Here is a 13,237-nt window from a genome sequence, read left to right as displayed (position 1 = left end):
GGGGAGCGCCGGGCGGTCCCGGCGGCGGCGCCGGAGGCTGACCCGGCGGCGGTGACCCGGCCCCGGCAGGACACGGGCCCGCCCGGCGGCCCCGGGTGGCCCCGGGTGGCCCCGGGTGGCCCCGGGTGGCTCCGGGTGGCTCCGGGTGGCTCCGGGTGGCTCCCGCCGCCTATACCACCTCCGCGCCCCCGGCGCACAACGCGTCCGGACGGTCGCTCTCGGTGATTTACGATCCCCGGCGTGCAGTCTCCCCACCTCTCCCGCGTCACCCTCGCCACGCTGGTGCGGCGCTTCGGCGCCGGGGAGCCGATCTCCTGCGAGCCGGTGGCCCAGGGGCTGCTGAACCGCGGCTACCGGCTGTCCACCACGCGGGGCCGGTTCTTCCTCAAGCACCACCTCGACGGGGATCCGCGCGACCCGGCCCGCATCGAGCGGCAGCACCGCGTCACCGTCCGCCTCGGCGACCTCGGGGTCCCGGTCGTACCGCCCGTCGAGGACGCCTCCGGGCGGACCGTCGCCGTGGTGGAGGACCGCTGCTACGCCCTCCACCCGTGGGTGGACGGCCGCCACCGCGACGGCGGTGAGCTCTCGCGCGGGCAGTCGCGCCGCCTGGGCGCGCTGCTGGGCCTGGTGCACGTACGGCTGGGGCAGGTCGCGCCCGTGCCCGACGCCGAGTGCTCGGCCGAGCCCAGCGCCGATCCGGAGGTGACCTTCGGCCTCATCGACGAGCTGCTGGCCCGGGTGCGCACCCGGAGCCGGCGCGACTGCTTCGACGAGCTGGCCGACCACCGGCTGCGCGAACGCCGGACCCTGCTGGAGCGCCACGCCCACCGCCGCCCGCCCGCCGGGGCCGAGCCGGTCGCCGGGTGGGTGCACGGCGACTTCCACCCCCTCAACCTGCTCTACCGGGACCGGGCCCCCTGGGAGCCCGTCGCGATCGTGGACTGGGACCGGCTCGCCGTGCGGCCGCGCGCCGAGGAGGCGGTGCGGGCCGCCGTCATCTTCTTCCTGCGGCCCGGCGGCGCCCTGGACCTGGCCAAGATCCGGTCCTACGCCCGCGCCTACCGCGCCGCCACCGGGGCCGGGGCGGAGGAGATGGCCGCGGCCGTCCACCGGGTGTGGTGGGAGCGGCTCAACGACTTCTGGATGCTGCGCTGGCACTACCACCTGCGCGACCGCCGTACCGATCCGCAGTTCCCGGCGGCCTCCGCGCTGGTGGTGTGGTGGACCGGGCGCTACGAGGCGGTACGCGACGCCTTCTGTCTGTAGTTCCGCCCGTGGCCGTGCCCGCGGTTGTGCCCGTACTTCCGCCGGTGGGCGGCGTATGGGCGGTACGCGGCTCCTGCGGGACCGTACGCCTCTTCACCCTCCGTGTCCGTCTCACATACCGACAAGGCGCCATCTCGGCGTCACTTACCCACAGCTCTTCCCGTCACTTCGGTACCGGGATAACGTGCGTTTGTCCCAGGCGCTTGCGAGGCTGTGACCAGTGACGTTCCAGGCTTTTGCGATTTACTTGGAAACCCAAGCAAAATTGCAGGTCAGGGACCCTTCGCGCATGTGCGGAGGTACTGGGTAACGTGCTGACAGCGGGCCGTCGAACGGGACACCTGTCACCGCTCGGTTCCGTCCGCGCCGCACCTACCCCCGTGGGCCGTACGGATCCGGGCGAGCCTCTCCCTGCCACCGGCGGGGAACCCCCAGGCTTCCCGGCGACCCCGGGGGCCGGACAGACGGAGGAGCACAAGTGACCGTGGAGAGCACTGCCGCGCGCAGCAAGCCGCGCCGCAGCAGCGGAAAGCGCACCACGACGAGCGGGGCGAGGAAGCGTTCGCAGTCGGCCGCGCGCCCCGAGCTCGTACAACTGCTGACGCCGGAGGGCGAGCGGGTCGAGCACCCGGACTATTCGCTGGACCTGACCCCGGACGAGTTGCGCGGCCTGTACCGCGACATGGTCCTCACCCGCCGGTTCGACGCCGAGGCCACCGCGCTGCAGCGCCAGGGCGAGCTGGGCCTGTGGGCGTCGCTGCTGGGCCAGGAGGCCGCGCAGATCGGCTCGGGCCGGGCGCTGCGGGACGACGACTACGTCTTCCCGACCTACCGCGAGCACGGCGTGGCCTGGTGCCGCGGGGTGGACCCGACCAACCTGCTGGGCATGTTCCGCGGTGTCAACAACGGCGGCTGGGACCCCAGCGGCAACAACTTCCACCTCTACACCATCGTCATCGGCTCGCAGGCGCTGCACGCCACGGGCTACGCGATGGGCGTGGCCAAGGACGGCGCGGACAGCGCGGTGATCGCCTACTTCGGCGACGGCGCGTCCAGCCAGGGCGACGTGGCCGAGGCGTTCACCTTCTCCGCGGTCTACAACGCGCCGGTGGTCTTCTTCTGCCAGAACAACCAGTGGGCGATCTCCGAGCCCACCGAGAAGCAGTCGCGCGTCCCGATCTACCAGCGCGCCGCGGGCTTCGGCTTCCCCGGCGTCCGGGTGGACGGCAACGACGTGCTGGCGGTGCTGGCCGTGACCCGGGCCGCCCTGGAGCGCGCCCGCACCGGCGAGGGCCCGACCCTGGTCGAGGCGTTCACCTACCGGATGGGCGCCCACACCACCTCCGACGACCCCACCCGCTACCGCAAGGACGCCGAGCGTGAGGAGTGGGAGGCCAAGGACCCGATCCTGCGGCTGCGCACCTGTCTGGAGAAGGAGGGCCTGATCGACGCCGACTGGCTCGCCGGGCTCGACCAGGACAGCGACGCGCTGGCGCTGCGGGTGCGCGAGGCCATCCGGACCATGCCGAACCCGGACACCATGGCCATCTTCGAGAACGTCTACGCCGACGGGCACGCGCTGGTGGACGAGGAGCGTGCCCAGTTCGCCGAGTACCTGGCGTCCTTCGCCGACGAGGAGGGCCGCTGAGATGGCCAACACCAGGATGCCCATGGCCAAGGCGCTCAACGAGTCGCTGCGCAAGGCCCTGGAGACCGACCCCAAGGTCCTGATCATGGGTGAGGACGTCGGCAAGCTCGGCGGCGTCTTCCGCATCACCGACGGACTGCAGAAGGACTTCGGCGAGGACCGGGTCATCGACACCCCGCTGGCCGAGTCCGGCATCGTCGGCACCGCGATCGGCATGGCCCTGCGCGGCTACCGGCCGGTGGTGGAGATCCAGTTCGACGGGTTCGTCTTCCCCGCCTACGACCAGATCGTCACCCAGCTGGCGAAGATGCACGCCCGCGCGCTGGGCAAGGTCAAGCTGCCGGTCGTCGTCCGCATCCCCTACGGCGGCGGCATCGGCGCGGTGGAGCACCACAGCGAGTCGCCCGAGGCGCTGTTCGCGCACGTGGCGGGTCTGAAGTGCGTCTCGCCGTCCAACGCCTCGGACGCGTACTGGATGATGCAGCAGGCGATCGCCTCCGACGACCCGGTGATCTTCTTCGAGCCCAAGCGCCGCTACTGGGACAAGGGCGAGGTCGACACCGAGGCCATCCCCGGACCGCTGCACGGGGCGGTCGTCGCCCGCCGGGGCGCCGACCTGACGCTGGCGGCCTACGGGCCGATGGTGAAGACCTGCCTGGAGGCCGCCGCGGCGGCCGAGGAGGAGGGCAGGTCGCTGGAGGTGCTGGACCTGCGGTCGATGTCCCCGGTCGACTTCGACGCGATCCAGGCGTCGGTGGAGAGGACCCGCCGCCTGGTGGTGGTCCACGAGGCGCCGGTCTTCCTGGGCACGGGTTCGGAGATCGCCGCCCGGATCACCGAGCGGTGCTTCTACCACCTGGAGGCGCCGGTGCTGCGGGTGGGCGGGTTCCACTCGCCGTACCCGCCGGCCAGGCTGGAGGACGAGTACCTGCCGAACCTGGACCGGGTGCTCGATGCCGTCGACCGCGCGCTGGCGTACTGAGAGTAGAGGCTGAGGAGAGTCGTGACGATGACTGATACGGCTGCCGCCGGGGCCGCTGCCCAGCGCATCCGCGAGTTCAGGATGCCGGACGTGGGCGAGGGCCTGACCGAGGCCGAGATCCTCAAGTGGTACGTGGGACCCGGGGACACGGTGACCGACGGCCAGGTGGTGTGCGAGGTGGAGACGGCCAAGGCGGCCGTCGAGCTGCCCATCCCGTACAACGGCGTGGTGCACGAGCTGCGCTTCGAAGAGGGCGTCACGGTGGACGTGGGCACCCCGATCATCACGGTGGACACCGACCCGTCGGCCGGACCCGCCGAGACCGGCGGGGCACCCGCCGCCGAGCCCGCCGGGGCGGCGCCCGCCCCGGCCGAGCCGGAGGCGGAGCCCGAGGAGGGCGCCAAGCGCCAGCCGGTGCTGGTCGGCTACGGCGTCGGCACCGCCTCGACCAAGCGGCGTCCGCGCAAGCAGCGGCAGAACCACGTACGGGACGCGCGGGTCGCCGTCCAGGCGGACACGGACGCCACCACCACGCCCCCGGCCGTGGCGCCCGCCACCGAGGACCCGGTGAAACCGGCCGCCGGCCGCCCGCTGGCCAAGCCGCCGGTGCGCAAGCTCGCCAGGGACCTGGGAGTGGACCTGGCCGCGGTCACCCCGACCGGCCCGAACGGGATCATCACCCGCGAGGACGTCCACGCCGCCGCGGCTCCCGCGCCCTCGCACGAGGCCGCCGCCGTGACCGGGACCGCACCCGGGGCGGCCCCCGCCCAGGCCGGGGCCCCGGCTCCGGCCGTGTGGAGCACCGGCGAGCGCGAGCGCCGGGTGCCGATCAGGGGTGTGCGCAAGGCGACCGCCCAGGCGGTGGTCTCCAGCGCCTTCACCGCGCCGCACGTCACGGAGTTCGTCACCGTCGACGTCACCCGCACGATGAAGCTGGTGCAGGAGCTCAAGCAGGACCCGGACATGGCGGGTCTGCGGGTCAACCCGCTGCTGCTGGTGGCCAAGGCGCTCCTGGTCGCCATCCGCCGCAACCCGGAGGTCAACGCCGCCTGGGACGAGGCCGGCCAGGAGATCGTCCACAAGGAGTACGTGAACCTGGGCATCGCCGCGGCCACCCCGCGCGGTCTGATCGTGCCGAACATCAAGGACGCGCACGCCAAGACCCTGCCGGAGCTGGCGCGGGCGCTGGGCGATCTGGTCGTCACCGCCAGGGAGGGGAAGACCTCCCCGTCGGACATGCAGGGCGGCACGGTCACGATCACCAACGTCGGCGTCTTCGGCGTCGACACCGGCACCCCGATCCTCAACCCCGGGGAGTCGGCGATCCTGGCCTTCGGCGCGGTAAAGCTCCAGCCGTGGGTCCACAAGGGCAAGGTCAAGCCGCGCCAGGTCACCACTCTGGCGCTCTCCTTCGATCACCGGCTGGTCGACGGCGAGCTGGGTTCCAAGGTGCTGGCCGACATCGCGGCCGTCCTGGAGCACCCCAAGCGCCTGATCACCTGGGCCTGAGGATCCCGGGGGTCCTGACGGGCCGGCGGCGCGCACCGTGCCGCCGGCCGACCCGGCCCGGCGCACCCCGTCCCGCGTGACGGACCGGGGTGTGCGCGCATATCTGTTGTATCTATGGTGTGCACATGTCCTTCCAGCCCTCCCCGGGTCCGGCCCCGGCCCGGAATCCGGCGCCGCCCGCCGCCGAACGCGTCTACGCCCACGTCAAGCAGGCCGTCCTGGAGCGCCGCTACGAGGGCGGGACCCTGCTCACCGAGGGCGAGCTGGCCGGGGCGGTCGGAGTCTCCCGCACCCCCGTGCGGGAGGCGCTGCTGCGCCTGGAGGCCGAGGGGCTGCTCAGGCTCTACCCCAAGAAGGGCGCGCTCGTCCTGCCCGTCTCCGTCCAGGAGATCGGCGATGTCGTCGAGACCAGGCTGCTGGTCGAGGAGCACGCCGTGCGCAAGGTCGCCCCCGCGCCGCGCGACCTGCTGGACCGGCTCGGCGAACTCCTGGAGCAGCAGCGGCGACAGGCCGGGACCGGCGACCTGGCGGCGGTCGCCGCCACCGACCGGTGCTTCCACGCCACCGTGGTCAGGGCGGCCGGCAACCAGATCCTGGATCGCCTGTACGACCAGCTCCGTGACCGCCAGCTGCGCATGGGCGTCGCCGTGATGCACTCCCACCCCGACCGGATCGCCAAGAACATCACCGAGCACACCGAGATCCTGCGCGCACTGCGCACGGGGGACGCGGAGGCCGCCGCCGAGGCGGTGCGCGGCCATGTCGGCTCCGTGCGGCACCTGCTGCGCGGTGGGGTCCGGTGAGCGGCGGGGAACCGCCCGGAACACCGGCCTCCCGAACACCGGCCTCCGGAGCGCGGCTCGGCGGCCCGCGGGCCGCCTTCGTGTGGGGGCTGGGCGTCGCCGTCTACTTCACCGCCATCACCTACCGCACCGGCCTGGGCGTCGCGGGCATCGACGCCGCCGACCGCTTCCACATCAACGCCTCGGCCCTGTCGTCCTTCTCCATCCTCCAGCTCCTGGTCTACGCCGGGATGCAGATACCCGTCGGCCTGCTGGTGGACCGCTGGGGCACCAGGAAGGTCCTGGTCCTGGGCATCGTGCTGTTCACCACCGGCCAGTTCGCCTTCGCCCTCTCCGGCTCGTACGCCATGGCGCTGGCCGCCCGCGCGCTGCTGGGCTGCGGGGACGCCATGACGTTCATCAGCGTGCTGCGGCTGGGCTCCAACTGGTTCCCGCCCCGCCGCGGTCCGCTGATCGCCCAGGTGGCGGCGTTGTTCGGGATGGCGGGCAACCTGCTGACCACACTGGTCCTGGCGCGTGTGCTGGACACCTTCGGCTGGACGCCGACCTTCGCGGGCAGTGCCGGGCTGGGCGTGCTGGTCCTGGTGCTCGTCCTGCTCTTCCTCCGGGACCGGCCCGAGGGAGTCCCCGCCTCCCCGCCCGCCTCCGCTCCCGGGCAGGGGCCGGCACGCGAGCACGGTTACGCGCGCCGCCAGCTCGCCGAGGCGTGGTGCGAGCCGGGCACCCGGCTGGGCATGTGGGTGCACTTCACCACCCAGTTCCCCGGCATGGTCTTCCTGCTGCTGTGGGGGATGCCGTTCCTCGTCGAGGCGCAGGGCCGCACCCGCGCCGAGGCCGGCACCCTGCTGACCGTGGTGGTGCTCTCCAACATGGCCATCGGGCTGGTCTACGGCCAGGTCATCGCCCGGCACCACACCGCACGGGCGCCGATCGCGCTCGGTACGGTGCTGGCCACGGCCGCCGTCTGGGCGATGGTGCTGGGCTGGCCGGGGCGGGCGCCGCTGTGGGCGCTGGTGCTGCTGTGCGTGGTGCTCGGCTCCTGCGGTCCGGGCTCGATGATCGGCTTCGACTTCGCCCGCCCCGCCAATCCGCCCGAGCGGCAGGGCACGGCGTCGGGCATCGTCAACATCGGCGGCTTCACGGCCTCCATGACCACCCTGCTGGCGGTGGGCGTCCTGCTGGACGCGACCGGTGACGACTACCGGATCGCGTTCGCCTCCGTCTTCGTCCTCCAGGCGCTGGGCACCGCCCAGATCCTGCGGCTGCGCGGCCGGGCGCATCGCCGCGAGCGCGAGCGGGTGGTGGCCAGCCGCGTCGAGGCGGTGCACGTACCGGTGTGAGACGGGACGCGGCCCCGGGCCGGCCCCGCGGAGGTGTCAGGGCGTGACGGCGAAGTGCGCGAGGATCGCGTCCGCGAGGGCCTGGTCGCCCTCGATCTTGAGGTCCTCGCGCACCGCCGAGGGCCGCACCCGCCCGCAGGCCAGCCGCAGGTACGTCTCCCAGTCCGTCGCCAGCGTGACCGCCGGACCCAGCGAGACGCTGCCGTCCACCGTGCCCCGGCCCTCGGCGTCCACGCGCACGGTCCGCATGAACTCCACCGGCCCGCTCACGTCGACGACGACCGCCGAGTTCGGCGGCGCCCCGGCGTCCTTGGCGACCACCTTGGGCAGCCCGTCCACCAGCACGTCCCGCGCCACGTGGGCGCCGGGGGAGTCGAGGTTGCCCGGCCTGCCCAGCGCCCGCCGCAGGTCCTGCTCGTGCACCCACACGTCGAACGCCCGCAGCCGCAGCGCCCGCTCCAGCGTCATCTCCCGGCCGAGCGGGGTCATCACCATCGTCGACGGCCCACGCTTCTCGTTCCGCAGCTGGCGGGAGCGGCGGATGATCGTGTACTCCAGCTCGCTGGTCATCTCCGGGGCGGTGTGGCAGCGCCGCACGTCCACCTGGACCTCGACGCGGCGGCTGACCTCGTCCTTCACATGGAACAGGTCCCGCGGCAGCGTGTGGATGGGGCGGGGGTCTCCCAGCATCTCGCACTCCGACCCGATGACATGGGAAACGATGTCGCGGACCGACCATCCCGGGCACTCGGTCGCGCGGTTCCACTCGCCCTCGGCCAGCGGGGAGACCAGCTCGGATATCGCCTCGATGGAGTGGGCCCAGGCGTCGGCGTAGGGCTGAAGGCTAGGGTGGTCGGTCAACGGGACCCCTCGGATACGTGCTGAATACGTGTGGATGGTGTGGGTTCGCGGACTGGGTGCTCTCAAGTTACGCTGCGGGCAAGCAGCCTGACAGGCCTTTCGGGTGACGATCGTAGGCTGCTTTCGACCGGCTTTCGACCGGCGTTTGGCCCCCTCGAACCCATGGACGGTGGTACGGTGCGCGCCTCTCTCATCCAGATCGGTGTGGACGGGGACGAAACGGTCCAAGCGCGCCGCCTGCGGGCCGCCTCGCTCGTCCGTGAGCAGACGGCCTCCGATCTGGTGGTCCTGCCCGAGCTGTGGACGGTCGGGGCCTTCGCCTTCGACTCCTTCGAGACCGGCGCCGAGCCGCTGGACGGCCCCACCGCACGGGCCATGTCCGAGGCGGCCCGCGAGGCACGGGTCTGGCTGCACGCCGGCTCCGTCGTGGAACGCGCCGAGCGCCCCGGCGGCCCTGGCGGCCCCGGCGGAACGGCCCTGTACAACACCTCCCTGGTCTTCTCCCCCGACGGCGAGCGGACCGCCGCGTACCGCAAGATCCACCGCTTCGGCTTCGACCGCGGCGAGGCCACCTTGATGTCCGCCGGCGCCGAACCGGTCACCGTCGCCCTGCCCGGCATCACCCTGGGCCTGGCCACCTGCTACGACCTGCGCTTCCCCGAACTGTTCCGCGCGCTGACCGACGCCGGCGCCCGGGCGCTGGTGGTCCCGGCGGGCTGGCCCGCCCGCCGCGCCTCCCACTGGTCCCTGCTGGCCCGCGCCCGCGCCGTGGAGAACCAGGCGTACGTGCTGGCCTGCGGCACCGCGGGCACCCACGCGGGCGTCCCCCAGGCGGGCCGCAGCGCGATCATCGACCCCTGGGGCGAGACGCTGGCCGAGGCGCCGGACGCCGGGGAGCGGGTCGTCACCGCCGAACTGGACCCGGCGTACGTCGACAAGGTCCGCCAGGACTTCCCCGTCCTGCGGGACCGGGTGCTGCGCTGAGCGCCACCGCCACCGCCCACCGCGCAACCGCCGCAGGACGTCCTGTTCCCGTGAGCCGCGGCGGGCGGCGGGGAGCCGCGCGAGGGCGCGTGCGGGAACTTGGCACACTGGGGGGTATGACCGACCTCGTCCCCGCCGCCCCCCGCCGCCGTGTCCGTGTCCGCGCCCCCGAACTGATCGGCAAGGGCGGCTGGCTGAACACCGGCGGCAAGGAGCTGACCCTCGCCGGCCTGCGGGGACGCATCACCGTCCTCGACTTCTGGACCTTCTGCTGTGTGAACTGCCTGCACGTCGTCGACGAGCTGCGCGAACTGGAGGAGCGCCACGGCGACACCGTGGTGGTCGTCGGCGTCCACTCGCCGAAGTTCGTCCACGAGGCCGACCACCGGGCCGTCGTCGACGCCGTCGAGCGCTACGGGGTGCACCACCCCGTCCTGGACGACCCCGAGCTGGCGACCTGGAAGCAGTACGCGGTGCGCGCCTGGCCCACCCTCGTCGTCATCGACCCCGAGGGGTACGTCGTCGCCCAGCACGCGGGCGAGGGCCATGTCCACGCCATCGAGAAGCTGGTGACGGAGCTGGAGGCCGAGCACGAGGCCAAGGGCACCCTGCGGCGGGGCGACGGCCCGTACGTGCCGCCGGAGCCGGAGCCGACCGACCTTCGCTTTCCCGGCAAGGCGCTCGTGCTGCCCTCGGGCAACCTGCTGGTCACCGACACCACCCGGCACCAGCTGGTGGAGCTGGAGCCGGACGGCGAGACGGTGGTGCGGCGGATCGGTGAGGGGACGCGCGGGCTGGCCGACGGCCCGGGGGAGGAGGCCCGCTTCAACGAGCCGCAGGGCCTGGCGCCGCTCCCGGACGGCAGGGTGGCCGTCGCCGACACCGTCAACCACGCGCTGCGGGCCTGGGACCCGGCCTCCGGCGAGGTCACCACGCTCGCCGGCACGGGCCGCCAGTGGTGGCAGGGCTCGCCGGCGGCCGGGCCCGCGCGCGAGGTGGACCTGTCCTCGCCGTGGGACGTGGCCTGGTGGGAGGGGCGGCTGTGGATCGCCATGGCGGGCGTCCACCAGCTGTGGGCGTACGACCCGGAGGCGGGGACGGTCGCGGTCGCGGCGGGCACCACCAACGAGGGCCTGGTGGACGGCCCGGCCGGCCAGGCGTGGTTCGCGCAGCCCTCCGGGCTCGCGGCGGCCGGGGACCGGCTGTGGATCGCCGACTCCGAGACCTCGGCGCTGCGCTGGGCCGAGCGCGCCACGGACGGCGAGGGCGGCGAGGGCGGCGGATACGTGCTGCGCACGGCGGTCGGCACCGGCCTGTTCGACTTCGGTCACCGGGACGGAGCGGCCGGCCAGGCCCTGCTCCAGCACCCGCTGGGCGTCACCGCGCTGCCCGACGGATCGGTGGCGGTCTGCGACACCTACAACCACGCCCTGCGCCGCTACGACCCGGCGAGCGAGGAGGTCACCACGCTCGCCACGGATCTGCGCGAGCCGTCCGACGCCGTGCTGGTGGGGGACGACATCGTGGTCGTGGAGTCCGCCCGCCACCGGCTGACCCGGCTGCGGCTGCCCGAGGAGGCGGTACGGGTCGAGTCCGTCGCCCACCGCACCCGGCGCGAGGCGACCGGGGTGGCGCCGGGTGCGCTCCGGCTGGACGTGGTCTTCCAGGCCCCGCCCGGCCAGAAGCTCGACACCCGCTACGGCCCCTCCACCCGGCTGCTGGTCAGCTCCACACCGCCGGAGCTGCTGGCGGACGGCGCGGGGCAGGGCACCGACCTGAGCCGGGAGCTGGTGCTCGCCGACGGCGTCGCCGAGGGCGTGCTGCACGTCTCGGCGATGGCCGCCTCCTGCGACGACGACCCGGCCAACGAGTATCCGGCCTGCCATGTCCACCAGCAGGACTGGGGCGTGCCCGTGCGCGTCACCGCGGACGGCGTCTCCCGGCTGCCGCTGGTGCTGGCGGGGCTGGACGGCGACGCGTAGCGCCGGAGCGCGCCGGAGCGTCCGCACGCCGTGCGGACGCTCCGGGCGTCAGGCGCGCCACTGGTGGCGGTGGTTCTCCTCGACGACCGGGGCCGCCGGGCTCGGCGGCTGCACACGGCGGCGCTTGAAGATGGCCACGTAGGACGCCAGCCCGATGAAGCCGACCGCCATGAGGATCAGGCCGATCACATCGAGGTTGACCCCGGAGATATCCCAGTTCACCCCGAAGGTCAGGATCGCGCCCACCGCGATCAGTACGATGGTCAGTGCCATGCCCATGAAGAACCGCCTCCGTCCGGCTGGTTGAGGGCTCGTTCAGTCAACCGGGTACCCCTGGGCGGGACTTGCATTCCGAGTGCCGTGCGAGTCGGCCGGTCCCGGCCCCCTCAGCGCTTCTGACGGCCTGTCGGCGGACGCCGCGGGCCCGGGCCGGTCAGGCCTCCAGAAAGGCCGTCAGGGCGTTCGCCAGCAGGAACGGGTCGTCCGCGCCGCACAGTTCGCGGGCGGAGTGCATCGACAGGATCGCCACGCCGATGTCCACGGTGGCGATGCCGTGCCGCGCGGCCGTGATGGGGCCGATCGTCGTGCCGCAGGGGACGGCGTTGTTGGAGACGAACGACTGCCACGGCACCCCGGCCCGCTCGCAGGCGCCGGCGAGGACGGCGCGGCCGGTGCCGTCGGTGGCGTAGCGCTGGTTGACGTTGACCTTCAGGATCGGGCCGCCGTTCGGCATCGGGTGGTGGCCCGGCTCGTGGCGCTCGGGGTAGTTGGGGTGCACGGCGTGGCCGGTGTCCGAGGAGAGGCAGACGGTGCCCGCGTACGCCCGCGCGCGGTCCTCCGGTGTGCCGCCGCGCGCGAGGACGGAGCGCTCCAGCACGTTGCCCAGCAGCGGGCCGTCGGCGCCGGTGTCGGACTGGCTGCCGTTCTCCTCGTGGTCGAAGGCGGCCAGCACCGGGATGTACGGCGGGTCCCCGGCCCCGGCGGCCGCGATCAGGGCGGCGGTGCCGGCGTGGACGGAGAGCAGGTTGTCCATGCGCGGCCCGGCGAGCAGTTCGCGGTCGCGGCCGAGGTAGGCGGGCGGCTCGACGCTGTGGACCATCAGGTCCCAGCCGGCGATGTCGGCGGCGTCCAGACCGGCCTCGGCGGCGAGGAAGTCCACCAGATCGCCCTCGCGGGGCTCGCCCAGGCCCCAGACGGGCGTCATGTGGCGCTGCCGGTCCAGCTTCAGGCCGCTGTTGGCCTCCCGGTCGAGGTGGATGGCGAGCTGGGGGACGCGCAGCAGCGGCCGGTCGGCGTTCACCAGGCGGGTGGAGCCGTCGCGCAGGGCCAGCCGTCCGGCCAGGCCCAGGTCGCGGTCGAGCCAGGTGTTGAGCAGGGTGCCGCCGTAGATCTCGACGGCGATCTGCCGCCAGCCGGCCGCGCCGGTGTCGGGCACGGGCTTGACGCGCAGGTTCGGGGAGTCGGTGTGGGCGCCGACGATCCGGAAGGGGGTGGCGGGCGTGGCGCCCCCGGGCACGTACCAGGCGATGATCGCGCCGCCGCGCAGTACGTACCGGCCGCCGCCGCCGCCGTCCCAGGCGTCGGTCTCGGCCAGCCGCCGGAAGCCCGCCCTCTCCAGCCGCTCGGCGGCGTTCGCGACCGCGTGGTAGGGGGTGGGCGAGGCGGCGAGGAAGGAGGCCAGGTCGTCGGTGTGGCCACGGTCGAAGCGGCTGGGATTACTCATGTGTCCAGCATACGAACGGCAGGGTTCCCGCTCCCCCCTGACCTGGGAACGGGACCCCCGCCCGCCCGCGTCCGCCCCCCCCGGGGCGGGCGGACGCGGGTGCCGTACGGAGCGGAGGCGGCGGGCCGGCCGGCCC

The 13,237-nt window shown here is 73.7% G+C and carries 11 protein-coding genes; 8 read left to right on the top strand and 3 right to left on the bottom strand.

Going from position 1 to position 13,237, the window contains the following annotated elements; translation table 11 throughout:
• Positions 1 to 240: 240 nt before the first annotated feature.
• The 6 genes from AC2CJA_RS15900 to AC2CJA_RS15875 all read left to right on the top strand — a co-directional run bounded on the left by AC2CJA_RS15900 (position 241) and on the right by AC2CJA_RS15875 (position 7,551).
• Entirely contained in the window at positions 241 to 1,269 is a 1,029-nt protein-coding gene (locus AC2CJA_RS15900) for a phosphotransferase (protein WP_484603360.1), read from the top strand.
• A gap of 478 nt (positions 1,270 to 1,747) precedes the next feature.
• Entirely contained in the window at positions 1,748 to 2,917 is a 1,170-nt protein-coding gene (pdhA, locus tag AC2CJA_RS15895; RefSeq protein ID WP_484603359.1) for a pyruvate dehydrogenase (acetyl-transferring) E1 component subunit alpha, read from the top strand.
• Between the two features lies 1 nt (position 2,918).
• Entirely contained in the window at positions 2,919 to 3,899 is a 981-nt protein-coding gene (locus tag AC2CJA_RS15890; RefSeq protein WP_241715649.1) for an alpha-ketoacid dehydrogenase subunit beta, read from the top strand.
• A gap of 27 nt (positions 3,900 to 3,926) precedes the next feature.
• Positions 3,927 to 5,408, top strand: a complete 1,482-nt coding sequence (locus AC2CJA_RS15885; RefSeq protein ID WP_484603358.1) for a dihydrolipoamide acetyltransferase family protein — start codon at positions 3,927 to 3,929, stop codon at positions 5,406 to 5,408.
• Between the two features lie 125 nt (positions 5,409 to 5,533).
• Complete coding sequence (locus tag AC2CJA_RS15880) at positions 5,534 to 6,211, top strand: GntR family transcriptional regulator (RefSeq protein WP_484603357.1); 678 nt, start codon at positions 5,534 to 5,536, stop codon at positions 6,209 to 6,211.
• A gap of 80 nt (positions 6,212 to 6,291) precedes the next feature.
• On the top strand, positions 6,292 to 7,551 hold the full coding sequence (locus AC2CJA_RS15875; RefSeq protein WP_484603361.1) for an MFS transporter: 1,260 nt from the start codon (positions 6,292 to 6,294) through the stop codon (positions 7,549 to 7,551).
• A gap of 36 nt (positions 7,552 to 7,587) precedes the next feature.
• Here AC2CJA_RS15875 and AC2CJA_RS15870 read toward each other — a convergent pair whose 3' ends face one another.
• The gene (locus AC2CJA_RS15870; RefSeq protein WP_484603356.1) at positions 7,588 to 8,412 is read right to left on the bottom strand and encodes a maleylpyruvate isomerase family mycothiol-dependent enzyme; all 825 of its coding nucleotides are present in this window, start codon (positions 8,410 to 8,412) and stop codon (positions 7,588 to 7,590) included.
• A gap of 177 nt (positions 8,413 to 8,589) precedes the next feature.
• Between AC2CJA_RS15870 and AC2CJA_RS15865 the strand changes: the two genes are divergently transcribed.
• Both AC2CJA_RS15865 and AC2CJA_RS15860 read left to right on the top strand, forming a co-directional pair.
• The gene (locus AC2CJA_RS15865; protein WP_484603355.1) at positions 8,590 to 9,396 is read left to right on the top strand and encodes a carbon-nitrogen family hydrolase; all 807 of its coding nucleotides are present in this window, start codon (positions 8,590 to 8,592) and stop codon (positions 9,394 to 9,396) included.
• Positions 9,397 to 9,512: 116 nt separating this feature from the next.
• Positions 9,513 to 11,378: an NHL domain-containing thioredoxin family protein gene (locus AC2CJA_RS15860; protein ID WP_484603354.1), complete on the top strand. Its 1,866-nt coding sequence runs from the start codon at positions 9,513 to 9,515 to the stop codon at positions 11,376 to 11,378.
• Positions 11,379 to 11,426: 48 nt separating this feature from the next.
• Here the strand turns inward: AC2CJA_RS15860 and AC2CJA_RS15855 are convergent, their stop codons facing one another.
• Positions 11,427 to 11,657 (bottom strand): DUF6458 family protein, encoded by a 231-nt coding sequence (locus tag AC2CJA_RS15855; protein WP_093850961.1) that lies wholly within the window; start codon positions 11,655 to 11,657, stop codon positions 11,427 to 11,429.
• A 154-nt stretch (positions 11,658 to 11,811) separates the two neighbouring features.
• A complete protein-coding gene (locus AC2CJA_RS15850) occupies positions 11,812 to 13,101 on the bottom strand; it encodes a M18 family aminopeptidase (RefSeq protein ID WP_484603353.1) in 1,290 nt (429 codons plus the stop codon).
• Between the last annotated feature and the right edge of the window lie 136 nt (positions 13,102 to 13,237).

Source organism: Streptomyces sp. ATLC9, assembly GCF_057196705.1.
This window is presented reverse-complemented; position numbering and strand designations above follow the sequence as displayed.